The sequence below is a fragment of the Cupriavidus sp. GW822-FHT02D05 genome, assembly GCF_058802485.1.
The window spans coordinates 85,629-107,918 of record NZ_JBXAOE010000023.1; the positions used below are offsets into that span (position 1 = coordinate 85,629).

The 22,290-nt window shown below is 64.5% G+C and carries 27 protein-coding genes; 15 read left to right on the forward strand and 12 right to left on the reverse strand.

Going from position 1 to position 22,290, the window contains the following annotated elements; genetic code table 11:
- Window positions 1-71 precede the first annotated feature (71 nt).
- The 6 genes from AC1RQK_RS27660 to AC1RQK_RS27685 all read left to right on the forward strand — a co-directional run bounded on the left by AC1RQK_RS27660 (window position 72) and on the right by AC1RQK_RS27685 (window position 3,842).
- The gene (locus AC1RQK_RS27660; RefSeq protein WP_492387149.1) at window positions 72-482 is read left to right on the forward strand and encodes a hypothetical protein; all 411 of its coding nucleotides are present in this window, start codon (window positions 72-74) and stop codon (window positions 480-482) included.
- Window positions 479-937, forward strand: a complete 459-nt coding sequence (locus tag AC1RQK_RS27665) for a DUF2846 domain-containing protein (protein WP_492387150.1) — start codon at window positions 479-481, stop codon at window positions 935-937. The genes AC1RQK_RS27660 and AC1RQK_RS27665 overlap by 4 nt, the downstream gene beginning before the upstream one ends.
- A 359-nt stretch (window positions 938-1,296) precedes the next feature.
- Complete coding sequence (locus tag AC1RQK_RS27670) at window positions 1,297-1,791, forward strand: hypothetical protein (RefSeq protein ID WP_492387151.1); 495 nt, start codon at window positions 1,297-1,299, stop codon at window positions 1,789-1,791.
- A 152-nt stretch (window positions 1,792-1,943) separates the two neighbouring features.
- Entirely contained in the window at window positions 1,944-2,393 is a 450-nt protein-coding gene (locus AC1RQK_RS27675) for a hypothetical protein (protein WP_492387152.1), read from the forward strand.
- A 122-nt stretch (window positions 2,394-2,515) separates the two neighbouring features.
- Complete coding sequence (locus AC1RQK_RS27680) at window positions 2,516-2,806, forward strand: barstar family protein (protein ID WP_150985393.1); 291 nt, start codon at window positions 2,516-2,518, stop codon at window positions 2,804-2,806.
- 583 nt (window positions 2,807-3,389) lie between these two features.
- Window positions 3,390-3,842: a hypothetical protein gene (locus AC1RQK_RS27685; protein WP_492812375.1), complete on the forward strand. Its 453-nt coding sequence runs from the start codon at window positions 3,390-3,392 to the stop codon at window positions 3,840-3,842.
- A gap of 251 nt (window positions 3,843-4,093) precedes the next feature.
- Here AC1RQK_RS27685 and AC1RQK_RS27690 read toward each other — a convergent pair whose 3' ends face one another.
- The 10 genes from AC1RQK_RS27690 to AC1RQK_RS27735 all read right to left on the reverse strand — a co-directional run bounded on the left by AC1RQK_RS27690 (window position 4,094) and on the right by AC1RQK_RS27735 (window position 12,177).
- Window positions 4,094-4,654, reverse strand: a complete 561-nt coding sequence (locus AC1RQK_RS27690; protein ID WP_492376818.1) for a hypothetical protein — start codon at window positions 4,652-4,654, stop codon at window positions 4,094-4,096.
- A 36-nt stretch (window positions 4,655-4,690) separates the two neighbouring features.
- Complete coding sequence (locus tag AC1RQK_RS27695) at window positions 4,691-5,488, reverse strand: YdcF family protein (RefSeq protein WP_492376817.1); 798 nt, start codon at window positions 5,486-5,488, stop codon at window positions 4,691-4,693.
- A gap of 85 nt (window positions 5,489-5,573) precedes the next feature.
- The gene (locus AC1RQK_RS27700; protein ID WP_492376816.1) at window positions 5,574-6,068 is read right to left on the reverse strand and encodes a hypothetical protein; all 495 of its coding nucleotides are present in this window, start codon (window positions 6,066-6,068) and stop codon (window positions 5,574-5,576) included.
- Between the two features lie 157 nt (window positions 6,069-6,225).
- A complete protein-coding gene (locus AC1RQK_RS27705; protein WP_253932072.1) occupies window positions 6,226-6,846 on the reverse strand; it encodes a 3'-5' exonuclease in 621 nt (206 codons plus the stop codon).
- Between the two features lie 55 nt (window positions 6,847-6,901).
- The gene (locus AC1RQK_RS27710) at window positions 6,902-7,876 is read right to left on the reverse strand and encodes an oxygenase MpaB family protein (RefSeq protein WP_492387154.1); all 975 of its coding nucleotides are present in this window, start codon (window positions 7,874-7,876) and stop codon (window positions 6,902-6,904) included.
- A gap of 67 nt (window positions 7,877-7,943) precedes the next feature.
- Window positions 7,944-8,966, reverse strand: coding sequence for a cytochrome d ubiquinol oxidase subunit II (locus tag AC1RQK_RS27715; RefSeq protein WP_150986716.1), 1,023 nt, complete (start codon window positions 8,964-8,966; stop codon window positions 7,944-7,946).
- Complete coding sequence (locus tag AC1RQK_RS27720) at window positions 8,963-10,342, reverse strand: cytochrome ubiquinol oxidase subunit I (RefSeq protein ID WP_416051818.1); 1,380 nt, start codon at window positions 10,340-10,342, stop codon at window positions 8,963-8,965. Before AC1RQK_RS27720 ends, AC1RQK_RS27715 begins: the two co-directional genes overlap by 4 nt.
- A gap of 4 nt (window positions 10,343-10,346) precedes the next feature.
- On the reverse strand, window positions 10,347-10,964 hold the full coding sequence (locus AC1RQK_RS27725) for a GbsR/MarR family transcriptional regulator (RefSeq protein WP_492376826.1): 618 nt from the start codon (window positions 10,962-10,964) through the stop codon (window positions 10,347-10,349).
- A 173-nt stretch (window positions 10,965-11,137) separates the two neighbouring features.
- Window positions 11,138-11,668: a hypothetical protein gene (locus tag AC1RQK_RS27730; RefSeq protein ID WP_492812380.1), complete on the reverse strand. Its 531-nt coding sequence runs from the start codon at window positions 11,666-11,668 to the stop codon at window positions 11,138-11,140.
- Window positions 11,638-12,177, reverse strand: coding sequence for an ATP-binding cassette domain-containing protein (locus AC1RQK_RS27735; protein WP_492812382.1), 540 nt, complete (start codon window positions 12,175-12,177; stop codon window positions 11,638-11,640). The genes AC1RQK_RS27730 and AC1RQK_RS27735 overlap by 31 nt, the downstream gene beginning before the upstream one ends.
- Window positions 12,178-12,517: 340 nt before the next feature.
- Here AC1RQK_RS27735 and AC1RQK_RS27740 point away from each other — a divergent pair, with 340 nt between their 5' ends.
- The 9 genes from AC1RQK_RS27740 (at window position 12,518) to AC1RQK_RS27780 (ending at window position 19,635) form a co-directional block, all read left to right on the forward strand.
- Window positions 12,518-13,408: an MBL fold metallo-hydrolase gene (locus AC1RQK_RS27740; protein WP_492812384.1), complete on the forward strand. Its 891-nt coding sequence runs from the start codon at window positions 12,518-12,520 to the stop codon at window positions 13,406-13,408.
- A 106-nt stretch (window positions 13,409-13,514) separates the two neighbouring features.
- Window positions 13,515-14,429, forward strand: a complete 915-nt coding sequence (locus AC1RQK_RS27745; protein ID WP_416051847.1) for a LysR family transcriptional regulator — start codon at window positions 13,515-13,517, stop codon at window positions 14,427-14,429.
- A 293-nt stretch (window positions 14,430-14,722) separates the two neighbouring features.
- Window positions 14,723-15,469 (forward strand): 3-oxoacid CoA-transferase subunit A, encoded by a 747-nt coding sequence (locus AC1RQK_RS27750; protein WP_416051848.1) that lies wholly within the window; start codon window positions 14,723-14,725, stop codon window positions 15,467-15,469.
- A gap of 5 nt (window positions 15,470-15,474) precedes the next feature.
- The gene (locus tag AC1RQK_RS27755; protein ID WP_492812386.1) at window positions 15,475-16,137 is read left to right on the forward strand and encodes a 3-oxoacid CoA-transferase subunit B; all 663 of its coding nucleotides are present in this window, start codon (window positions 15,475-15,477) and stop codon (window positions 16,135-16,137) included.
- A gap of 73 nt (window positions 16,138-16,210) precedes the next feature.
- Window positions 16,211-17,509, forward strand: coding sequence for an MFS transporter (locus tag AC1RQK_RS27760; protein WP_492812388.1), 1,299 nt, complete (start codon window positions 16,211-16,213; stop codon window positions 17,507-17,509).
- Window positions 17,510-17,567: 58 nt separating this feature from the next.
- On the forward strand, window positions 17,568-17,903 hold the full coding sequence (mmlI, locus tag AC1RQK_RS27765) for a 4-carboxymethyl-4-methylbutenolide mutase MmlI (protein WP_492812390.1): 336 nt from the start codon (window positions 17,568-17,570) through the stop codon (window positions 17,901-17,903).
- A 95-nt stretch (window positions 17,904-17,998) separates the two neighbouring features.
- Window positions 17,999-18,274, forward strand: a complete 276-nt coding sequence (gene catC, locus AC1RQK_RS27770) for a muconolactone Delta-isomerase (RefSeq protein WP_416051852.1) — start codon at window positions 17,999-18,001, stop codon at window positions 18,272-18,274.
- A 149-nt stretch (window positions 18,275-18,423) separates the two neighbouring features.
- Complete coding sequence (locus tag AC1RQK_RS27775) at window positions 18,424-18,990, forward strand: tripartite tricarboxylate transporter substrate binding protein (protein ID WP_492812392.1); 567 nt, start codon at window positions 18,424-18,426, stop codon at window positions 18,988-18,990.
- Window positions 18,991-19,323: 333 nt separating this feature from the next.
- Entirely contained in the window at window positions 19,324-19,635 is a 312-nt protein-coding gene (locus AC1RQK_RS27780; protein ID WP_492812394.1) for an SDR family NAD(P)-dependent oxidoreductase, read from the forward strand.
- 305 nt (window positions 19,636-19,940) lie between these two features.
- Here AC1RQK_RS27780 and AC1RQK_RS27785 read toward each other — a convergent pair whose 3' ends face one another.
- A complete protein-coding gene (locus tag AC1RQK_RS27785; RefSeq protein WP_492812440.1) occupies window positions 19,941-20,924 on the reverse strand; it encodes a Bug family tripartite tricarboxylate transporter substrate binding protein in 984 nt (327 codons plus the stop codon).
- A 112-nt stretch (window positions 20,925-21,036) separates the two neighbouring features.
- Window positions 21,037-22,290, reverse strand: coding sequence for an alkyl sulfatase dimerization domain-containing protein (locus tag AC1RQK_RS27790; protein WP_492812396.1), 1,254 nt, complete (start codon window positions 22,288-22,290; stop codon window positions 21,037-21,039).

Consider the following 22,290-nt stretch of genomic DNA (forward strand, 5'->3'; position numbering starts at 1 on the left):
TTGGTAGCATGGCTCGCTGCCCGCTACGATGGTTGATGGCTTTCAGAAACTAAATCCAAACATACGCTCCTATGAACACCTTAGCTCTGATGCGTCTGCGCCGCCTCTGGGTGCTATTTGCCTGCGGCGTGGCCTTGTCCGGTTGCGCCCCGATGATCGCAACAACACCGTCATCCGTCGAACTTGCACAGGATGGGACCACGGCGCGATCCATCACGATCCAGGCACCAGCAGTGATCCAGCTCGATACGGGGTACTCGCGAACATTGGCTGCCAAATCCGTATGGAAGCCGGTGGGACGCGTGCCGCAAGGGGCCGTCTACCGGCCGGTCGGAACGATCTTCACGATCGAGGGCCGTCAGGTCCACGAAGCCTACCTTGTCCTCAAAGACAAAAAACTGGTGGGCTTCTATTTGCCGGGGGAGCAGAACTACTCCCCGCTTTCAACCGTAGTACCTCTGACCTTTGGAGAAACCGAATGAAACGAGTTGTACGTATGGCAATGGGTGGGATGGCGATGTCGTTGCTGATGGCGGGTTGCGCATCGGGTGTGAAGCATTCCGATATGGCGGCCTCGATCCCGACGATCAAGCCGGGCGAGGGGCGTATCTACTTCCTGCGCTCGGCGTCCATGTTCGGCGCCGCGATCCAACCGGACCTTCGCCTAAACGGCCAGGTTGTGGGGGAATCCAAGCCAGGCGGCTTCTTCTTCGTGGACCGGCCTGCCGGCAAATATGTGGCCTCGGCGGCGACGGAAACGGAGAAGACGCTCAGCTTCGCCCTGGACGGTGGGGAAACGAAGTATGTGCGCAGTTCGCCGTCAATGGGCCTGATGGTGGGCCGCGTGGTGCTGGAGCTGGAAACGCCCGACAAAGCCAAGGAGGAGCTGTCGTCCTTGAGCTATACCGGGGACGTGGTGAAGGCGTCGGCAAAGTGAGCTGGAAACTCAGGCTGGGCGGCGTCATGCTGGCATCGCTCGATTGATCGAGGAACAAGGGTGGGCGAACAGTTTTTTTAGCGCCGTCCACTTCCCTCCGCTTTACGGGTGACCTTCCGCCGCGTCCTTCGTCGCGATCGCCCGGTGGCTGGAGGCTGCAATCCCGGTGGCACCTACGGCGACAGCCAGTGCGCGGCGGATGAGGATGCCGCCGCCGGCCCAACGGGCGTCGTCTCGCGCTGCACGCGACGTCCAAATTCCCAATTGTTCAAAGTTCTCCCATGACGTCTTTCTTGCCCCGCCGGTCATTGTTGGGTGCGCTGATAGCGCTACCGCTTTTGCTCACCGGATGTGCCGTAATGCCCGAATACGCGCCAAAAGGCGCCCCTGACACGCAGGCACGCCTGCGCATCAAAGCGATGGATATGTACGCGTATCCCGCCATCATTCTTGGGACCGTCGAGCAGGACAACGAACCCAAGCGGCAGTTGCTTGCCGTCTTTTCGAAGGGATGGGCAGGGATCGGCAAGACCCCGAAGGAAAGCGAGCGCATCGGCATGCCGGCCTCGACAGATCAGGATACCAACATGCCCGTGCTCGAGCGCTACGTGAGCGCGGGACAGCCGCTCTCGCTAATGTTTACGGCCACGCTTGACGGCAGTCTTGTGTGTCGCGCGGCGGCAGTGATGACACCTGAAGCAGGGCACGATTACGAGCTCGTCGTTCTGCTGCAAGGGACGTCGATTGGCGGCAATGGACGATGCGGACTGCTCGCTTATGAGCTCAAGCCTGGCGCAGGCCCGGACAACCGCGTGCCGTTCATGCTGCGGCCCCGGGCGGTGGCCGAGCGCTAACTTCGCGAAATGAGCAACATTGATATGAGTGAAAGCCAACCTCCATGCCAGGAATGATGAGAACCTTGATTTTGAGCGCTTGTGCACTCGTCCTGACCGCTTGCGTGACGAGATATCCGGAGCCCACGTCGGGCGACCGTGCCAGGATCCGGATGGTGAAGACAGGTCCGTCGGCAAGCACAAGCTTCCACACTTTTTCCAACATGCCGGCGGGAGACTGTATCAAGCAGGGCGTGGAGCTTGGCGAGCAGCGTATCGCTCTGTTTGACAACCCATTGGCTCATTACAACGCCAGCCTTGGGATTCCCGGCAATGACGCCCAGGCTAGCCAGCGTTTCTCGGAAGCCTACATTCATGCAGGCAGGCCTTTCCTGCTCGATGCATTTGTCATAGGCGCCAACGTTCAAAATTCATATCAATGTCGTGTCGCCGCATTGTGGAGCCCGGAGTCCGGGGCAGCCTATGAGGCGGTGCTTCACTGGACGGGCAGCGCGTGCCAATTGACCGTTTCCAAGGTAGAGGCAGGCGGGCCTGATGGCGTTGCTCTTAAGCGTCCGGTAGACGCCAGGTTTCTGAAGACTTGTGAAGCGCCGGGCAAGTGAACACCACGACGTGACCGGACGGGCAATCCTGTGTGTGTGAGGGAGCGATTTTCCCTGGATTTAGGGCCGCACGGCTCGGCGTGGAGCCGCCGTGGCGGCGGGGGATGGCTGTAAGGTGCGCAATGAATATTCAGATAAATGGCGAAGTGGTGAGAAGCGAGGTGGATTTTCATCGAGAACTAGCTTCCATCCTTGGGGTTGAGTCATCCTACGGCTTCAATACGGACGCGTTATGGGACCTGCTTAGTTCAGGTGTGGGGAGGCCCATTTTTTTAAGATGGGTGAATGCAGGTGTCTCAAAAAAAATCATGGGTAAATCGTATTTTGATATTTTAAACATCCTGGAGAGAGTGAAAATGCAGGATGAGGGATTCGGTTGGGTTGAAAAATTTACTTATAAGATCGATTTTTAGGGCGAGAAAATACTGATCATCTCAATTTTGTTACATGTACTTCTTACGCTCGGCCTCCATGTTCGGCGCGGCGATCCAACCGGACCTTCGCCTAAACGGCCAGGGGCCTGGCAGCTATTCCGGCCCTCCGGCATTTGGCTCGCCAATCGGCCGGCAGATCAAATTGCGACTGGAGATCGTGCATTTATGTACTGGACGGATTATTTCCTGCCTTCGACGAAGGGGCAATTCAAGCGCCTTGCCAATCTGTTGGTGGTAGCCGCAATGTTGGGTGGCACGCAAGGAATTCCGCGTGCCAATGCGGCATCCGGCCAGCCTGACGGCGCGATGGCGGTCGTGCGGAGCTGGACTATCCTGCAAAAGATCCAAAGCGAATGTCCGGGGGGGGGGGGCCGATGAGCGTTGGCGACTCGATCGCATCGATCAGGCGGTTGCCCCGTCCCATAGGTTCTCTGCCCGACGATATGCGGAGGAGCTGACTAAGAGTTCCGCGTGGCAATCTATCCTCGGCAAAGACATTCAGACGCTGCTGAACATGACGAATGGCTGTGGGACGCCTGCGATGCTGGAGTGGCAAGCGGGTATGCGCCGACAAATCGATGCATTAACGCAAGCGCTTGCTGGCGATGTTGTGAGCCACTGGCCATCTGAAGCGCTACAGACGCCCGTCAAAATCTCTGTCGGTGCGCTGAAGGCCGTTGATGACGACGATCCTGGCTATCTCCGTGTGTCCATATCCAACCCTGGCACCGATGTATTAGAGATTGCACTATCAGGCAAGGACCTGCACACCGGGCTTTGCAGAGATCTCAGCTCTGCAGATTTGCCGATTACCGCTGGCACGGATCTCCCGACGCAGCTACTTACGCTGCGCCCGGGTGCGGACATCGCAGCGCGCCTCGTGCTCGATGCGGCCTGCATGCCTGCAGATTCCGCCGCGCTGGTTGGTGCGTTGATCGTTGTCCGCGGCGGGGTGATGGAGTATCGCTCCTTCGGACAGGTCGACATTCCGCGAAAGGCAGTGTCCAGGCAATAATTGTGGTCCGGCGGCGCGATACGCCAGCCTGCCACTGGCGCGGCTGTCGCCGCGCCCAGCCAGGTAACCACCAGCTACCAGCTCGGCAAAGCCGGCCAATTCACCGCCGGAGGCAACCTGAATCTCACCGGCACCGGCGACCTGACCAATGCCACGCCGCACGCAACCGGCACGCAGCAAGTCATTCCGCTGGGTCCCGTGGCAGCCCTCGGCGGCGCGGTACCGGCCGCCACATTGACGGGCGGATCTCCTTATTTGACTGCCTGCTCGCGGTTCACGGGGTAGACGGTGCTGATTGAGGCAATGAAGGCTTTGCCAGCGGAATTCAGGCCCTTTGCGCCAAACTGGATGCCGATCTCGACGAATACATAGCCCGTTTTCACAACCTCGGTCTTGTTGACGCGGCTGCCGATCGGAAGCTTTACGTAGAGGCCGCCAGGGCTTTGCAGAACACACTCGCCGATCGCATCGACATGGAGAAGCCGGGCAAGCTCGGAGAGCTCTTCCTTCCCGGAAATAACATGGAGCTCTGCCGATTGGGCATCCATCCGGAGCACGTACTCGCCGCCGCTGTTGCGTTCAATATGAAGCAGGTCTTCGCGCTCTTCTCCAATGAAATACGCCATGAGAAATGGGGCGCACGCGCTTGCGACTTGCGCCCGGGGCAGGGTATCGGCTGCGGCAGGCGGCGAAGCAAGCGCAAGCCCGAGCATCATGGTGAGGGCACCAATCCATCTCTGGTAACGTGCGGCCTCACCTGGGCGCGTCTCCCGACTGATTCCGGCACGTACTTCGTCACCTCGGTCTTTCATCGTTTTCCTTTCATCGTTTTCCTTGCCTCTTTCCGGTCAGAATTCACGCAATACCCAGCCACTGATAAACGCAAAATACTCGCGCAGCCAGGCGTTGTAACGCAAGTAAAGCGGCGTTGGCGCTCCTGCGCCAGACACTGCCTGGAACCCAGCCTTACGCGCGATCCGCTTTGCGCGCACCAGATGAAAATCACTGGTCACCAGCACCAGCGGGTCTGCGGCGCTCACGCCCTGTTGCGCAAGCAACCGGTGGCTGAAGAGCAGGTTTTCCTCCGTGCTGGTGCTCCGGTCCTCCCGGATCAGGCGCTGCGGTGCCAGGCCGTGCGCGATCAGGTAGTCCGCCATGATGTCCGCCTCACTGCACCGCAGCCCGAAATCCTGGCCGCCGCTCACCACGACTCGCGCTGCCGGCCATTGCCGCGCCAGCGCCAGCCCTTTGTCCAGCCGTGCAGCCAGGGTGGGCGACGCGGCGCAACGTGGCGTGCCGGAGCCCAGTATGAGGATGGTGTTTGCCGTCGGTCCCGTTGCCGGGAAGTTCGCGTTGCTGGCGCTGATGAAATAGAAGAACATCCCGAGCGTCACCAGCCACACGGCAAATGCTGTGCGGCCCAGCGCCCAGATCCATCGATGCCGTGGGCTGGCCGCGCGCCATCGCGCTACCCGCTCCCAGCGCCATGAGAGCGCGAGAAAGGCCGCGCCGATCGCCAGAGGGAGGACGACCCCGAAGTTGAACAGCCCCATCAGCATCAGGGCGATGGCATCGGCCACCAGCAGTGCGCCAAGCAGGGCAAGGCAGGCGCGCCGCCAGAATGCGCCAGTCTTCAAGTCATGCATTGTTGTTTGGACCCATATCGTTAGTCAGTATGTTTAAGCGTGATGCAAGGCCAGGCGCTGGCTGCCTGGCCATGCGGCCTTCAGATCAATCGACAATGACGGGCGTGTCACCTGCATCCAGGCAAACGGTCAGTTGCGAGCCTGCTTTGCTGAAGGCGCAATGCGGTAGCGGCGCGCGCAGCGCGTTGGCGAGGGGGATGGCGACGAAGATCAGGATCAATGAGCCGGCAACCACGGACCGCGCGAGCATCCTTGTGCTTGATATCGGGCGATGGCGCTGTGCGCGGGCCGCTCTGACATGCAGGAATACCCCGCCAATCAGTAGCGCCACGCCGACCAGCATCGCCGCGGCAATCTCTTCCCGCTCTGGCGATAGCAACAGGTTGCCATCGTGCGTTGCGGGATAGTGCACCAGCCACCAGGCCCCCGCGCCTGTCTGCACGATCCCGGCCATGCACCAAGCTGCGCGGTGCCCGTCCAGACGAAATGCCGTTGCCAGGAGCAAGCCCGCCATCGCCGCGATCCAGGCGCCGGCATACATCATTTGATTGAAACTACCGCCGAACAGGGTGCCGCCCACGTCCAGTGGCCGCATCCCATGGAAGTCGATCAGGCCAAGACACGTCAGGATGCCCAGAAGGGCAATCCAGCTCAGCGCGGTGTCCAGCCATAACCACCGCTTGGGCACAGGATGCGTCATTGCGTCACGGGTGCATTGCCGGCGTTCGGCCCACGCATCATCGAGCCTGGCTCTCGCCCAGCGAACGCAGGAGGGCCGGCACCTTGGCGCTGCTGGTGGCCTGCACGCGGGTGATGAGATCGTAATCCACCCGGCGCATGCCGTAAGTCTCGGCGATATCGTGCTGCAGGCGGTGCCAGAGGTGGCAGGTCATCTGCGCGTCGGCCATGGCCCGGTGGGCGCGCCCGGCCTTCGGCAGGCGCAGCATATCCACCAGCGTCGACAACCTGTGGTTCTGCGCATGCGGGTAGACGCGCCGCGAAACGAGCATCGTACAGGCAAAGGTCTGATCGGCCGGCATGCCCAGCAGCGAGAGCTCGGCTTGCCAGAACCTGCGGTCGAACCCCGCGTTGTGGGCTACCACGGGATGCTTGCCGACGAACTGGGCCACCTCCCGCATCACCTTCGACGCTGCGGGTGCCGATGCAATCATGTCGTTGGTGATGCCGGTAAGGTGCACGACGTCCGAGGGAATGCGTCTGCCCGCGTTCATCAGGCTTTGATACTGGTCGACGACTTCCCCGTCGCGCAGCAGCATGACTGCGATTTCCGTGGCACGGTCGCCTTGACGCGGTGACAGTCCTGTCGTTTCAAAATCCAGAACCGCAACGGTCTGCATGGTGTTCTTTTCCTGTTTCCTATGGTTAGTGAATCGCCCGCCCCGGGGTGGCGGGTCAGGACGACTGCGTCTGCGCTGCCGGTGCGGGCTGCATCGCCCGCCGCCGCGCGCGCGCCGCCAGGCCGCTGCCCAATGCCCAGCGCAACGTGGGCGCCAGCACGCGCATTCCGGCCAGCGAGACCGGACGGCGGATCGCGGTGCTGCCATGCAGCCCGAGCTCGCGCTGCGCCCAGCGCGGCAATAGCGCAATGCCAGCGTCTCCCATGACCCGCACCGCCGGCACCAGCAGCGGGCTGGCCACCGGCATGGCCATGACCAACCGCACCACTTCGCGGGTGCGCTCGCTCACTACCAGTTGAGGGCGCATGCGCTCCAGGTAGCCGGCGATGGCGTCGGCGCTGCGTGGCACGCCGGTGGCGCCCAGGCGCTCGGCGATCTGTGCCACTTCCGCGTAGTAGCGGTCCTGCTCGGTGACCGAGAGCGGGCCGACATAGCGCAGGTAGGCGGTGAGAAAGCTCGACACCTCCGCCACATGCACCCAGGTCAGCAACGCCGGATCGTCGGCCGCGTAGGGGCGGCCATCTGGCGCCGTGCCCTTGATCGCCGCGTGGATGCGCCTGACCCGGTCAATCAGCGCCAGCGCATCGGCGCGGTTGCCGTAGGTGGTGCCGGCGATGAACTGCGCGGTGCGGCCCAGGCGGCCCTGCATATCGGTACGAAAGGTGGAATGATCCCATACTCCGGCCAGCGCCAGCGGATGCATGGTCTGCATCAGCAGGGCGCTGACGCCGCCGGCCAGCATCGCGGGGAAATCCGCGTGCACGCGCCAGCAGACTGCGTCCGGCCCGAACAGGCCGGAATCCCCGGGCGGGTTGTCGTAGTCGAGGCTGAGGCCGGAGTTGCTGCGGGTCAGGCCCCGCACCTGCGCGCCGGCACGGGCGCGCAGGCGGTCGAGCAGCCGCCGGGGGAGGGGGACGGCCTGGGGCGTCGAGGGTGGGGTGCCGGGTTGTTGGCCTTGTGAGCCGCTCATAGGTGCCTGGGGTGCGAGATATGCGAGGTTGATCGAGCGCCGCTCAGTCAATGCTCAGTAGTAATGCTCAGTAGTAATGCAGGTCGGTCGCCTTCCCCCAGAATACACGGTAGGCATACACCGTGTAACCCAGGATGGTCGGCAGCACCACTGCCGCGCCCACCAGGATCACCCCCAGCGACTCCGGCGCGCTCGCAGCTTGCCAGATATCGATCTTGTCCACCACCAGGTAGGGGAAGATGCTGTAGGCCAAGCCGTTGAACGCCATCAGGAAAATCACCGCCGTGCCGGCGAAGGGCACCCAGCACCAGCGGTCGTTGCCGCGGTCGTGCATGGCCGGCAGGCGCCGCAGCAGGCGGTCGATGAGGATGAACAGCGCCACCGTGACCAGTGGGATCGGCGCCAGCAGGATGATGTTGGGCAGCGAGAACCATTTGTCGAAGATGCGCTGGCTCACCATCGGCGTGACCAGCGAGATTGCCGCCACGCCAATGCCCGTCAGCCACAGGCTGCGGCGCGCCCAGTACATGGCGCGCCGCTGCAGGCTGCCGCTGGTCTTCATGATCAGCCAGCCCGCGCCCAGCAGGCAGTAGCCCGCCACCAGGCACAAGCCCACCACTACCGCAAAGGCCAGGTCGAGCCAGCCGTGCTGGAATCCCGTGATATACAGGCCGAGCATCAGGCCCTGCGAGAACGCGGCCAGCAGCGAGCCGGCGTAGAACGCGCGGTTCCACCACGGCTTGTGGTGCGCGCGTGCCTTCACGCGGAAGTCGAACGCCACGCCGCGCAGGATCAGCCCCGCCAGCATCAGCGCCACCGGCAGGTAGAGCTGGGTCAGGATCACGCCGTGCGCAATGGGAAAGGCCACCAGCAGCAGGCCCACGCCCAGCACCAGCCAGGTCTCGTTGGCATCCCAGAACGGGCCGATTGAGGCGATCATGGTGTCCTTGTCGGCATCGTCCGCGCGGCGCAGCAGCACGCCCACGCCCAAGTCGTAGCCGTCCAGGATCACGTAGACCAGCATGGAGATGCCCATCAGGGCCAGGAACACCAGCGGCATCCAGCCGGCGGGTTGGGTCAGGTCGGTCATTCTGCGCTCCGCAGTTCGCCAGGCAACACGGCTTGAGGGGGTTCGGTCCGCGGGTTATCCGCCTTCGGGTCGGTCCCGGCCTTGCGCGCCAGGTGGAACACCACCGAGACATAGGCCGCGATCAGCGCCAGGTAGAGTGCCAGGTACATCGCCAGCGTGGAGGCGATCATCGCCGCCGGCACCTTGGACGCGGCCTGCGCTGTGGTCAGCACGCCGTACACCAGGTAAGGCTGGCGGCCAATCTCGGTCACGTACCAGCCAGCCACCAAGGCCACCCAGCCGGAGAAGGTCATGGCAATCAGCACGCGCGCCATCCACGGCGCGGGCTGGCCGCCACGGCGCAACTGCCACGCCGCCACCCAAGATGCCGCCAGCATCAGCAGGCCCACGCCCACCATGATCCGAAAGGCGAAGAACAGCGGCGCCACCGGCGGGTGCTTGTCGCCAAAGGCATCGATGCCCTTGATCTCGCCATCCATGTGATGCGTCAGGTAGAGCGAGGCCAGCTTGGGAATGGCGATCTCGAAATCATTGCTTTGCGTGCTTGCGTTGGGCACGCCGAACAACACGGCGGGCGCGCCCTTCTCCGTCTTCCAGATCCCCTCCATCGCGGCGATCTTGGCCGGCTGGTGGTGCAGCGTATTCAGGCCATGCAGGTCGCCCGCCACGATCTGCAGCGGGATCAGCACCGCGGCAATGGTCACGCCGGTGCGCAGCGACGACAGCACCTCCGGCGCGCGGTCGCCACGCAGCCAGCGATAGGCCGAAATGCCTGCCAGCAGGAACGCCACGGTCAGCCCCGACGCCAGCAGCATATGCACGAAGCGGTACGGGAACGACGGGTTGAAGATCACCGCCAGCCAGCTCGTCACGTGCGCGCGGCCATCGATCATCTCGAAGCCCGCCGGGGTTTGCATCCACGAATTCAGCGCCAGGATCCAGAACGCCGACAACGTGGTGCCGCCCGCCACCAGCAAGGTGGCGATGGTATGCGTGCGGTTGCTCACCCGGCGCATGCCGAACAGCATGATGCCGAGGAAGGTCGCCTCCAGGAAGAACGCCGTCAGCACCTCATAGGCCAGCAGCGGACCGGCCACGTTGCCCACGGTCTCCATATAGCCCGGCCAGTTGGTGCCAAACTGGAAACTCATGGTGATGCCGCTGACCACGCCCAGCGCAAAGGTCAGCGCAAAGATCTTCACCCAGAAACGGTACGCCGCCATCCAGCGTTCATCGCCGGTTTTATTGAAGCGCAGCTTGAAAAACAGCAACACCCAGCCCAGCGAGATGCTGATGGTGGGAAACAAGATGTGGAACGTGATGTTGGCGGCAAACTGCACGCGCGCAAGCACCACCGGGTCGAGCGACGAGAACATGCAATTACTCCTTCCGGGTGCGGGTCGTCTTGGCTTTCACGGCACTGGCAGGGGGCGTGCCGGCGCGGGCTTTTCCGCCGATGGCAAGGCTGAGCTTGTCCTTCACGTCCAGCAGCTTGTTGACCTTGGAGCCGAGCTTCATCAGCTTCTCCAGCGTGGCCACATCCAGCTTCTGGATCTCGCCGAACCAGCTCGTCACCAGTAGGATCAGCCCGTACATCTCCTTCATCCGCTCCTGCGCATGGCGATCGTCCGGATCGCTCACGGTCTCCAGCTGGACTTCGCGCAGCATGGACAACGTGGGGTCGATCTCGCGCCGGCGGCGTTCCTCCGCCAGGGTGCGGAAAATCGCCCAGACATCGTCAGGTGCCGAGAAATACTCGCGGCGGTCGCCCGGCTGGTGAGATAGCTTGACCAGGTTCCACGACTCCAGCTCCTTCAGCCCGATGCTGACATTGGAGCGCGAGAAGCCCAGCGCCTCGGCGATTTCGTCGGCGTTGAGCGGGCGGGAGGCGGTAAACAGCAAGGCATAGATTTGCCCAACCGTGCGGTTGATGCCCCAGCGGCTGCCCATTTCACCGAAGTGAAGCACGAAGCGCTGGATCAGGGGCGACAGATGCATCTTGTTTGTTTTGAATTTTTAGGAAGTTGTGAAAGTTTAGTACGAAAAGGCGATCTATGCTGCGGTGCGGGGTGCGACAACGGGTCGCTGCTGTCTGGCGTCACTGTCACGTGTCACGTCTCAAAGTTAGTGGGTTTTGTTTCGCAGTTAGTGGGTTGAATTCTCAAACAAAGTTAGTGGGTAAAAGGAACGGCCGGCGGGGCGCCATGCCAAGTGTCACGTCTCAAAGTTGTTGAGTTTTGTCCCGAACGACACATAACCAGAAGTGCAGATGTCGGCATTTTCGTATTGCTGCGTTGGCAGGGAAGCGCTGCCCAGCGTGGTCTTGCCGGAGCCAGAGCCGCCCACCACCGCAACCACTTCGACGGGCCCGGCACGGGCGGGCGATTGTCGTCGCGCTTTGGCAGGGCGTCGATCAGGCTGCGCGCATACGCCTCGCGCGGGTTGCGCAACACATCTTCGGCCGGGCCCGATTCGACCTGGCTGCCGCGCCTTAGCACCAGCACCGAGTCGGCGTAGTGGGCGACCAGTTGCAGATCATGCGTCACCAATAGCACGGCGGTGCCACTGGTGCGCGTGAGGTCGGCCATGATTTGCATGACTTCCCGCTGGCTCAGCGCGTCCAGCGCTGTGGTCGGTTCGTCGGCGATCAGCAGGCGGGGCTTGAGCAGCATCACCGAGGCCAGCATGATGCGTTGGCGCATGCCGCCCGAGAACGCGTGGGGTATGACGCCATGCAGTTTTCCGGGTCCGCGATCTGAACGCGCCGCAGCATGGCCACGGCACGCTCGCGCGCGGCCTGCGCCGTCAGCTTCTCGTGCAACATCAAGCCTTCGCGCAGTTGAGCGCCTACCGTCATCGCCGGGTTGATCGAGACCATGGGCTCCTGGAAGACCATGCCCGCCACCTGACCGCGCAACCCGCGCATGCCGCGCTCCGAAGGGATAGCGATGTCGCTGCCCGCAAGCGCGATGGTGCCGCCGGTCTGGTGCACCTGCGCCGGCAAGGGGCGCATCACTGCGCGGCCGGCCATGGTCTTGCCGCTGCCGGATTCGCCGACCAGCGCCAGCACTTCGCCCGGCACGATGTCGAACGAGATGCCGTTGAGGATCTGGGCGCCGGCCGCGCTGAGCAGCGTCAGCGCTATGCATACGCTCGGGGCAATGCCCAGCCAGGCAGCGGATTCGATATAGGGGCGGCCGGAAGACAGCATGTTGCCCCACGGATGGCCTTCACCCTGCTGATACGCTTCCCACACCTCACAATTTGGAAATACGACACGGTTTTGTGCCGAGCACAGGGAGCAAGTCGGGGAACTGCCGTCGCAGCCTCTCAGGCGGCGCAGGGGGAGGGTGGCAGTCAGGCGAGGCGGAGGGCAGGGGCGGACGTCGCCGGATGCCGCTGGCTGCGGCGGGTAACGCCGTCCGAAACCCCACTTTCGGAAAGCGAAATTGGCACCTGCGGCGAAATCGTCGATGCTTGGAGCCTGCCAAGCGGAGCCGCCGGGCGCACCGGTCCCGGTCCGCATAGAACAAAGAAGGAGACACCGTATCATGATGCAAACGCGCACCGTCGGCGACCTGAAGGTCACCCGTATCCTCGAATATGCCGGTCCCACGCACGATCCGGCCTTCCTGTTCCCCGACATCGACCGCTCGGTCCTGGATGCGAATGCCGGCCTGATGGCGCCGCACCATTGGATCCCTCACATGAACAAGCTGATTGTGACGATCCAGTTCTGGGTGGTGCACGCGGGGAGCCATATCATCGTCGTCGATACCGGCGTGGGCAACTTCAAGCCGCGCGCGGGCATCGCACGCATGAACATGCTCAATACCCTGGTGCGCGAATGGATGATCGCGGCCGGGGCGCCGCCGGAGAAGGTCACCCACGTGGTCATGACGCACCTGCATGCCGACCACGTCGGCTGGAACACCACTTGGCAGGACAACCGCTGGGTCCCCACCTTCCCCAACGCGCGCTACTACCTCCCCAAGGACGACTTCGTCTTTTGCGAGCAGGGCCGCAACAAGGAGCCGGGCGTGGTGGACGTGTTCGGCGAATCGTTCTTCGACAGCGTGATGCCGGTGGTCGACGCGGGGCTGGCCGAGATGATCGAGCCGGGGCGCGAGATCGCCGATTGCCTGCAGGTAGAGTCCGCCGCCGGCCACAGCCCGGGACAGGTCGCGTTTCGGGTCCGTTCGCGCGGCGAGGAGGCAATCTTCTGTGGCGACATCCTGCACAGTCCGCTGCAGATCGTGCGCCCGGACGTGAACTCCGGCTACTGTATCCGCCCGGACCTTGCCCGCAGCACGCGCCTGACCTTCCTCAACCAGGCCGCAGACACCGGCGCGCTGGTGCTGCCAGTGCATTTCGGCGAGCCGTACTGTGGCTACGTGCGGCGCCAGGGCCAGGGCTTCCGCTTCGAGCCGGCGGGCTGGTAGCACAAGGCGGCCGGGCTGCGCGCCGGCGCCCGCGCCATGGCGCCAGGTTTCTCCCGCATCGGGGTTATCATTCCCTGCTACATGATTGAGCCGCGAGACCTGCTGCATGGCTGTTCCCTTCGACATCACCGACTTCCGCCTTTTCGTCAACGTGGCGGAAACGCGCAGCCTGACCCGCGGCGCCGAGCGTTCGTTTCTTTCGGTGCCGGCGGTCAGCAACCGCATCAAGAATCTCGAGGACACGCTCGGCGTACGCCTGCTGGAGCGCTCGCCGCAGGGCGTGGCGCTGACGGCTGCCGGCGAGGTCTACCTGCACCACGCGCGCGTGGTGCTGGCCGAGTTGGAGCGGCTCACCGGCAACCTGCAGCCCTTCACCGCGGGCCTGAGCGGACAGGTCAAGCTGGTGGCCAACACCACCGCCATAACCGAATACCTGCCGCCGGTCATCGGGGAGTACCTCGCCACCCATCCGGATGTGCGCATCGACGTGCGCGAGCGCCTGAGCGATGACGTGGTGCGCGTGGTCCGCGAGGGCGGCGCCGATCTCGGCATCATCTCCGGCAATGTGCCTACCGCGGGCCTGCAGGCAGTGCCCTTCGTCAAGAGCGCGCTGATCCTGGTCGCGCCGCTCGGCCATCCGCTGCTCGCGGAGCCGGCCGTGTGGTTCGAGCAGTCGCTTGAGCATGCCTTCGTCGCCTTGCTCGAGGGCAGCGCCTACCAGATGTTCCTGACGCGCGCTGCGGGCGCGCTGCACAAGCCCATGACAATCCGGGTGCACGTGGCCAGCTACGACGCCACCTGCCGCATGGTGGCCGCCGGCGCCGGCATTGCCATCATGCCCAAGGCCGCCTTCGCGCGCCTCAAGGCCGAGCAGCGCATCGGCTGCAGCGACCTGCTCGACGACTGGGCCGTGCGCACCTTCCAGGTCTGCGCGCGGGACCTGGAAGGCTTGTCCAGCTTTGCGCGCGAGTTCGCCAACCGCCTGATCGGCCACTACGCGCCCGCCGGCGGCGCGGCCTAGCTGCGGGGGCGGCGGGCCACCTGTCACTCTTCCCGCCCACCCGGGGCGCCTTCTCTTTCCCTTCTCTTCGCCTTCCTTTCACCGTTCGCAGTTGCCCTCGGCACAGCGCGCGAGGCCCTTCGCCGTTCGTCGCGCATGGCATAAGCGCACCTTGCCGAAGGCTTCCCGCCGGCCCTTCACGACGGCCCTGACCCAGTCTTTAACGCAGTGCTAAGGGTGCTTGCAAATCGCGAAATTGTTTGGCTGGCAGGTGCATGGCAATCTTGCCGTACCCGATAACAACGACGCGAGACATGATCGACAAGCTCTACGCAACAGCGCGCGAGGCGGTGGCCGACGTGGCCGATGGCGCCACCATCGCCATCGGCGGATTCGGCGGCGCCGGCATGCCCGACGAATTGATCGATGCCCTGGTCGAACAGGGGGCCAAGGATCTCACCGTGGTGAGCAACAACGCCGGCAACGGCGACACCGGCCTCGCCGCGCTGCTCAAGGCGCGCCGCGTACGCAGGCTGATGTGCTCCTTCCCGCGCCAGCGCGATGCCTATGTCTTCGAGGCACTGTACCGCGCCGGCGAGATCGAGCTCGAAGTGATTCCCCAGGGCACGCTGGCAGAGCGCCTGCGCGCGGCCGGCTGCGGCATCGGTGGCTTCTATACGCCGACCGGCCACGGCACGCTGCTGGCGGCAGGCAAGGAGGCGCGCCGCATCGGCGCGCGCGACTACGTGCTCGAGTATCCCATCCACGTTGACGTGGCCCTGATCAACGCCGCGGCAGCCGACCGCTGGGGCAACCTCGTCTATAACAAGACCGCGCGCAACTTCGCACCTGTGATGGCGATGGCCGCCACCACCACCATCGCCGCGGTGACGCGTGTGTGCGAACTGGGAGAACTGGACCCAGAGGCCGTCGTCACGCCCGGCATCTTCGTCAAGCGCGTGGTGCTGCGCGACGGTGCCCGTGCGCTGCCGATGCGCGGGCTGGAAGGCGCGGCGGCAAACCTGCAGGCAAGCGCAAACGCAAACGTACAGGCAAGGTGAGGCAAATGGACCAAGTGGCAAGAAACCTGCTGGCCGCGCGCGTCGCGCGCGACATCCCCGACGGCGCTTACGTCAACCTCGGCATCGGCCTGCCCACGCTGGTGGCCAACCATCTGCCGCGCCACCGCGAAGTCATCCTGCACAGCGAGAACGGCGTGCTGGGGCAATGGTCGGCCGCCGAACCCGGCCAGGAAGACTGGGAGCTGATCAACGCCGGCAAGGAAGCGATCCGGCTGGAACGCGGCGCGGCCTTTTTCCACCACGCCGACGCCTTCGGCATGATGCGCGGCGGCCATCTCGACATCTGCGTGCTTGGCGCCTTCCAGGTCTCGGAACGCGGCGACCTCGCCAACTGGCACACCGGCGCGCCCGACGCCATCCCCGCGGTGGGCGGCGCCATGGACCTGGCTATCGGCGCCAAGCAGGTGTTCGTGATGATGGACCATCTGACCAAGGATGGCGCGAGCAAGCTGCGCCACCAGTGCAGCTACCCGCTCACCGGGATGGCATGCGTAGGCCGCGTGTACACCGAACTCGGCACCTTCGCCATCGGCCCGCAAGGGGTGTCGGTCATCGAGATCGTCGGCGACATGTCGCCGCAGGCGCTGCAGTCGGTCACCGACGTGGCGCTCGACTTCACGACGATGGTCATGGCCGAGTACGCCTGAGCACGGGGCGGGAGCCGCGCACGGCAGCAGGACCAAGAAAAGACAGAAGAGTCAGAACAGACAGGAGACGACAATGACAGGTTGGTACAAGGCTGGGAATGCCCAGCAGAAGAAGACGTTCTGGGCCTGCTATTCCGGCTGGGCGCTGGATTCCTTCGACATGCAGATGTTCAGCTTCCTGCTGCCCGCGCTAACCGCGGCGTGGGGCCTGAGCAAGGCCGAAGTGGGCGTCCTGGGCACCGTGGCGCTGGTCGTCACTGCCATCGGCGGCTGGGGCGCCGGCATCCTCAGCGACCGCTACGGCCGCGCGCGCATCCTGGTGTTCGCCATCGTCTGGTTCACGTTCTTCGGTGTGCTTGCCGGCTTCGCGCAGTCGTACAACCAACTGCTGGTCGCGCGCACGCTGCAAGGGCTGGGCTTCGGCGGCGAATGGGCCGTCGGCGCCGCGCTGATGGCCGAGGTGATCGACCCCAAGCACCGCGGCAAGGCCATGGGCTTCGTGCAATCCGGCTTCGCCCTGGGCTGGGCGCTGGCGGTGGTGGTGGCCACGGCGCTGCTGGCCTGGTTGCCGCATGAGCTGGCCTGGCGCGTGGCCTTCTGGAGCGGCGTGATCCCGGCCTCGATCGTGCTCTTCATCCGCCGCCACATCAAGGACTCGGCCATGTTCGAGCGCGCCAGGCAGAGCCGCACGGCGCGCGCCTCGCTGGCCTCGGTATTCAGCCGCCAGTACGCGCGCTCGCTGATCCTCTCCAGCGTACTGGTGATCGGCCTGCAGGCCGGCTGCTACGCCATCCTGATCTGGCTGCCCTCGCTGCTCGCCCAGCGCCAGGTGGCCGCGTCCTCGATGATCGTCACCGTATTCATCATGTCCTTCGGCTCGTTCTGCGGCTTCGCCGTGGCCGCAGACCTGGCCGACCGCATCGGCCGGCGCCCCACGCTGATAGGCCTGGCCGTGTGCGCGTGGATCGTCACCGCCTGCTATATGCTGCTGCCGCTAAACCCGGTGCTGGCCGCCGTGCTCGGCTTCCTGGTCGGCTTCTCCGCGATCGGTATGTTCGCCGCGCTGGGGCCTTTCCTGAGCGAGATGTTCCCCACCCAGGTGCGCACCACCTGCATGGGTTTCGCCTACAACGTCGGCAAGTCTGTGGGCGCGGGCTCCGTCGTCGGCGTCGGCGTGCTATCCACCCACATCGGCCTCGCCAACGCCATGGGCGCCTTCTGCCTGGTGGCCTATGCCGTCGCCGTGCTCGGCATCCTGCTGTTGCCCGAGACACGAGGCATCGTCATCGAGCACATCGGCGCGGCGGAAGGCGCCAACGCCGATACCCGCGCCGTGACAGCGCTCGCCGAGCCCGCGCGGGCGCATACTTGATGCGCGGCGCCGGCAGGCGCGCGCCACACAGAACTGATCCATACCAAGAGGAGACACGATGATCCGCATGCTGTACCTGCTGGTGAAGCCAGAAGGCATGTCCGATGCCACCTTCCGCGCCGAATGCCGGCGGCACTACGACATGTCGCACGACGTGCCGGGCCTTCACAAATACGAGGTCCGACTCGTCGCCGAGCAGCCCACCGACACCCACGTGCCCTTCTTTAGCATCGGCCACGTCGATGCCATCGGCGAATGCTGGTTCGAGAACGAAGCGGCCTACGCCACCTATATGGCTTCCGACATCCGCAAGACTTGGTTCGAGCACGGCAAGACTTTCATCGGCCGGCTCAAGCCCTTGCGCACCGAGACGGTCGGCGACGGCGCGGGCTGAGCCGGACCAGCCCACGCTGTCCACTACCGGGCGGGCCCCGGCCGGCGCATCGCGCGACCGTGCCCCGCCAAGCAACCATCCTTCAAGGACACACCATGCTTTACCACGTGCAGATGGAAGTGAAGATCCCCGACTCCCTGCCGGCCGAACAGGCCGACGCCATCAAGGCCGCCGAGAAGGCGCGGGCCATCGAGATCCAGAAATCCGGGAAGTGGCCTCATCTGTGGCGCGTCGTGGGCCGCTACGCCAACGTCAGCATCTTCGATGTGGAGAGTAACGATGAACTGCACGCGCTGCTGTCGTCGCTGCCGCTGTTTCCCTATATGACCGTCCAGGTCACGCCGCTGGCGCAGCATCCGTCGGCGATCTGATGGCGGCGGGGCAGGCTCTGGCCATACCGCCGCGGACCGCTTCAATGACAAAGCCGGCCGGCCTTGCGTGAGACAACCATGAGATCCCAGCCGATAGCCTGGGCGAGCCGATCGGCGCCACGAAGAGCACGCTCTCGCTGGGCCTGGGCGTGAAGTCCTTGACCGGGTCGTACGGCAGGTTCGCCTTCGACTACGTCAAGGCCAGCCCGACCGAGCTGGCCTATTGCTCCTGGGGCGTTGGCTCCGGCGGCCATCTCGCCATGGAGGTCCTGAAGGCCAGGACGGGCATCAAGCTGCGACATGTGCCCTACAAGACGGCCACCCAATGCAGCAACGACCTGGCGGCCGGGCACGTGCAGATAGGCTTCGCTGATTCGGTATCCGCGTTGCCGCACCTGAAGTCCGGCCGCATTCGCGCCGTGGCGGTCTCCGGGCCGGAGCGGCTGCTACCGCTGCCCGACGTGCCAACCATGTCGGAGCAGGGGGTGAAGTTCGACTACGCCAGCTGGCTGGCCGTGTTCGGGCCCCGGAACCTGCGGGCGTCGATCGTCTCGCGGCTCAACGCGGAGATCAGCAAGATAATCGCGTCGCCCACCGAGCGCGCTTCGAGGCCATCTACCTACGGCCCGGCGCGCCGTCCAAGCCCAAAGACCTTGGCCGGCTGGTGCGCGACGACCTTGCCGCCCGGGGCGAAGCCGTCAAGATCGCCGGGCTGAAGGCGGAGTAGCGGCGCGACGCCAGATCAAAAGAGATTAAACAACTAGCGAGAACGGGAGACAGAGCAGGCGAAGAACAAGGTATGGACGGTGTTGGGGACTCGCGTTGCTGGCAGGCGATGTTTGCGCGGGGACTATGCACTTGTTCGGCATCGTGGATGCGTCGATCGAATATGCAAAGGGCTCCGACAGCGTGGTGCGGATACGCGAAGGGCGGACACAGGCACGATTCGCGGCAAATCCCTGAATTGAGGTCAATCTGATTGGCGCCTTCCATACGGCGCGCGCCGCCATCGCGCATCTGCGCCGGCGTGGCGGCGTGGCGGCGGCAAGATGATCTTTACCGGTTCCGGCTCGCGCTACCGGCCAAATCCGGGGATGTCATTCTACGCCAGCGCCAAGCTAGGCATGTGGATGCTCATGCAGACACTGGCCGTGGAATTGCAGGACGCCAACATCAGCGTCAATGAACTGATCCCCGGGCCTGTTCGCACCGAGATGACCGGCTTCGGCGAGACACTCGCGCTAGCCGGGGAATGGATGAAGAATCCGGAAGACGTGGTGCCGCTGGCATTGTTCCTGGTAGGACTGGGTGATGCCGGGCCGACTGCCCAGAGCTTCAGCCTGATGCGGCGCGCCGGCTAGCGGGGCTGGCCCCGCTAGCCGGCCGGAACGGATGCGGCGTCTGCCCATGCCAGCGGCGGAAGGCATTGATAAGACTGGCCGATGCGGCATGATCCGGCTCGCACGGAAATACCCGAAGACCCAGACCAGATTGGGCGCGCCCGTGAACACCATGCCGCGGTATGGTGGCGGTGTCGGAGAAGTTCGGAGGTTTGTCGTCGATGGTGAAGGCAATGTCGCCGAGCTCACTCAGATCAACGCCCCAGCCACCAAGACCGCAAGGCACTAGAGGGTTGGTGACTGGCAATCCGGAGATGGAGAGCGTCTTACTCGGCGCTGATTTGGTTTGCTCGGATGACTTCGCTCCACATCCGGATATCGCTGCGCACGGTCTGCGCGAACTGCTCGCTGCTTTTGGGCGGCATCTCGGACATGTTCAACTGGATGAAGCGCTCCCGCATCTCCGGGTCGGCCAGCACGCGGTTCACCTCCGCGTTAAGGCGTTGCACGATCGGCGCTGGTGTGCCGGCCGGCGCGAACATGCCATACCAGCTATCGGTATGGAAGGGAAAGCCCTGCTCGGTCATGGTGGCAAGGTCGGGCAGGGCCGGACCGCGGCGCGTGCCGCTCAGCGCGATGACCCGGATCTTGCCGGCGCGGATCAACTGCAAGGGCGAGGAAGAATCGACGAAGGCCACCTTGACGATGCCGCCCTGCAGGTCGTTCAGGATCTGCGGCACCGTCTTGTATGGCACGTGCCGCAGCTTGATGCCGGCCTGCATCTTGAGCGACTCCATAGTCAGGTGGCCGCCGGAGCCCACGCCCCAGGAGGCGTAGTCGTAGGCATCGGGATTGGCTTTGATGTAGGCGACGAACTCTTTCAGGTTGCGCGCGGGGAAATCCGGCGAAACCACCAAGAAATTGCCCCCTGAGCCAACCTGGGCCACCGGGATCAGGTCGCGCAAGGCATCGTAGGGCAGCTTCGGTTGCAGGGTCTGGTTGATCACCACGGACGCCGCATAGGTAAACAACAGCGTGTAACCGTCCGGCTTGGCCTTGGCGACGGCGTCGTTGCCGATCATGCCGGTAGCACCGGTCCTGTTGTCGATCACGATGCTTTGCTTGAGCGCTTTGCCCAGGCGCTCGGCTAGCAGGCGGGCAAAGAGGTCGGTGCCGCTACCGGCCGAAGACGGCACAACCAGGCGGATAGGCCGCGCCGGCCAAGCGGGTTCGGCATGGGCCGCGCCAGCCGCCGCCAGGTTGCCGGCGCTTGCCAATGCCGCCATGGCGATCCCGCCGAGGCTGCGCATGGCATGCCGCCGTGAGATGACGCCGCTCCGCACAGGGTTGGGCGATGGGCATTGCTTTGCGATGTTGGACATGTTTGTCTCTCTTGGAGCCCGTGAGGGGCCTGTGCCAGCGTCAGCGAATGCCAAAGGCGTGCCCGTTGCCTTGCTCGATCATGTCCGCGGTTGCCGTATAGAGGCTGCGCGACACATAGCTTCGGACCTGGCCAGCGCGCTCCCGCAGCCAGCGGGCCTTGAGCGACCTTGCCTTGGCGAGCGTGGGCGTATCGTCGCGCGCGGTAGCCAGCACGTCGATCACATGCAGGGCGAGCTGAGTCTCACCGCGTTCCGCCAGCGCCTGCGCATGGCGGATCACGGCGTCATGGTCGGCGATGGCCGCGACGATCTCCGCGGCCGCCCGCTCGGGCGGCGCCGGATGCAGGGAGGTCGGGTTGCGGTCCCACCACCCATTCTCCGAGCGGTAGATGTCGCGTGCGATGTAACTCGGATCGCCATAGGTCGGCCGCATCCAGGGCTGGTCGAACAGCTCGGGCGGCAGTTCTAGCGACGCCAGTACCTCGCGCTCGCCGCAGCCCGCATTCATCAGCCTGACAACCTCGGCGCGCAGCCAGCGCAGCGCGCGCGCCGTCTGCGTCAAGACGTGCTGGCACGATTCGCTGCCTTCAAGGGTTGCGCCAAACTCGCGTACCACCGTGCCTGGCTGGAGCGCGGCAAGCCGCTCCAGCGTCTCGGCCCAGCGCACGGTGTCGCGCAGGGTGCGGAAAGGTGTGCCGATATTCGGGATCGAATCGATGACGGCCGGGCCGCCATACAGCAGCCGCAGGCCGGGCAGCCAGACGGCGATGGCGTCGTCGGTTTCCGACGGGGCCCAGATGATCTCGGCGCGCCGCGCGCCCTGTCCGAGGGTCATCCCATCGGTGAAGGTCTCGGTCGGCGCGGGGCAAACCAGGCGTCCGGCGAGCTTGCCGGCGCGGTGCCGGAACTGGATTTCGGCCATGCGTTCCTGCAGGCCCATGGTGGCCTGGTAACGGGCCCGGCGGCCGATCACATTGGCGTGGGCGAGCACGCGCGGCGCCGGCTCGCCGCGCCCGCTCGCATGTGCCAACCATTCGGGCAGGGCGGCGTTGTAGCCGATGTGGCCGTGGCTGAAGCAGATGGCGATGACCGGCAGGTCCGTACTGGCGCGCAGGGCGGCAATCATGCCGCGCGTGACCTTGCCGCCGGGGCCAGCATCCACTACCAGCAAGCCGCCGCCAACGTCGGCCACGAAAGACTGACCTTGGCCGTGCAGCAGCCATACGCCTTCTGCCACGGCCTCGCAGCCAGTGCCTGTCACGAGTGCCGAAGGACGGTCTTCGATGTCTTGCAT

What these genes read in the sequence shown, in the direction of transcription:
- AC1RQK_RS27660 (WP_492387149.1), top strand. Translation starts at nt 72, where the DNA reads ATGAACACCTTAGCTCTGATGCGTCTGCGCCGCCTCTGGGTGCTATTT.
- AC1RQK_RS27665 (WP_492387150.1), top strand. Translation starts at nt 479, where the DNA reads ATGAAACGAGTTGTACGTATGGCAATGGGTGGGATGGCGATGTCGTTG.
- AC1RQK_RS27670 (WP_492387151.1), top strand. Translation starts at nt 1,297, where the DNA reads ATGCCCGAATACGCGCCAAAAGGCGCCCCTGACACGCAGGCACGCCTG.
- AC1RQK_RS27675 (WP_492387152.1), top strand. Translation starts at nt 1,944, where the DNA reads ATGGTGAAGACAGGTCCGTCGGCAAGCACAAGCTTCCACACTTTTTCC.
- AC1RQK_RS27680 (WP_150985393.1), top strand. Translation starts at nt 2,516, where the DNA reads ATGAATATTCAGATAAATGGCGAAGTGGTGAGAAGCGAGGTGGATTTT.
- AC1RQK_RS27685 (WP_492812375.1), top strand. Translation starts at nt 3,390, where the DNA reads ATGCGCCGACAAATCGATGCATTAACGCAAGCGCTTGCTGGCGATGTT.
- AC1RQK_RS27690 (WP_492376818.1), bottom strand. Translation starts at nt 4,654, where the DNA reads ATGAAAGACCGAGGTGACGAAGTACGTGCCGGAATCAGTCGGGAGACG.
- AC1RQK_RS27695 (WP_492376817.1), bottom strand. Translation starts at nt 5,488, where the DNA reads ATGCATGACTTGAAGACTGGCGCATTCTGGCGGCGCGCCTGCCTTGCC.
- AC1RQK_RS27705 (WP_253932072.1), bottom strand. Translation starts at nt 6,846, where the DNA reads ATGCAGACCGTTGCGGTTCTGGATTTTGAAACGACAGGACTGTCACCG.
- AC1RQK_RS27710 (WP_492387154.1), bottom strand. Translation starts at nt 7,876, where the DNA reads ATGAGCGGCTCACAAGGCCAACAACCCGGCACCCCACCCTCGACGCCC.
- AC1RQK_RS27715 (WP_150986716.1), bottom strand. Translation starts at nt 8,966, where the DNA reads ATGACCGACCTGACCCAACCCGCCGGCTGGATGCCGCTGGTGTTCCTG.
- AC1RQK_RS27720 (WP_416051818.1), bottom strand. Translation starts at nt 10,342, where the DNA reads ATGTTCTCGTCGCTCGACCCGGTGGTGCTTGCGCGCGTGCAGTTTGCC.
- AC1RQK_RS27725 (WP_492376826.1), bottom strand. Translation starts at nt 10,964, where the DNA reads ATGCATCTGTCGCCCCTGATCCAGCGCTTCGTGCTTCACTTCGGTGAA.
- AC1RQK_RS27730 (WP_492812380.1), bottom strand. Translation starts at nt 11,668, where the DNA reads ATGCGCCAACGCATCATGCTGGCCTCGGTGATGCTGCTCAAGCCCCGC.
- AC1RQK_RS27735 (WP_492812382.1), bottom strand. Translation starts at nt 12,177, where the DNA reads ATGCTGTCTTCCGGCCGCCCCTATATCGAATCCGCTGCCTGGCTGGGC.
- AC1RQK_RS27740 (WP_492812384.1), top strand. Translation starts at nt 12,518, where the DNA reads ATGATGCAAACGCGCACCGTCGGCGACCTGAAGGTCACCCGTATCCTC.
- AC1RQK_RS27745 (WP_416051847.1), top strand. Translation starts at nt 13,515, where the DNA reads ATGGCTGTTCCCTTCGACATCACCGACTTCCGCCTTTTCGTCAACGTG.
- AC1RQK_RS27750 (WP_416051848.1), top strand. Translation starts at nt 14,723, where the DNA reads ATGATCGACAAGCTCTACGCAACAGCGCGCGAGGCGGTGGCCGACGTG.
- AC1RQK_RS27755 (WP_492812386.1), top strand. Translation starts at nt 15,475, where the DNA reads ATGGACCAAGTGGCAAGAAACCTGCTGGCCGCGCGCGTCGCGCGCGAC.
- AC1RQK_RS27760 (WP_492812388.1), top strand. Translation starts at nt 16,211, where the DNA reads ATGACAGGTTGGTACAAGGCTGGGAATGCCCAGCAGAAGAAGACGTTC.
- mmlI (WP_492812390.1), top strand. Translation starts at nt 17,568, where the DNA reads ATGATCCGCATGCTGTACCTGCTGGTGAAGCCAGAAGGCATGTCCGAT.
- catC (WP_416051852.1), top strand. Translation starts at nt 17,999, where the DNA reads ATGCTTTACCACGTGCAGATGGAAGTGAAGATCCCCGACTCCCTGCCG.
- AC1RQK_RS27780 (WP_492812394.1), top strand. Translation starts at nt 19,324, where the DNA reads ATGATCTTTACCGGTTCCGGCTCGCGCTACCGGCCAAATCCGGGGATG.
- AC1RQK_RS27785 (WP_492812440.1), bottom strand. Translation starts at nt 20,924, where the DNA reads ATGCGCAGCCTCGGCGGGATCGCCATGGCGGCATTGGCAAGCGCCGGC.
- AC1RQK_RS27790 (WP_492812396.1), bottom strand. Translation starts at nt 22,290, where the DNA reads ATGCAAGACATCGAAGACCGTCCTTCGGCACTCGTGACAGGCACTGGC.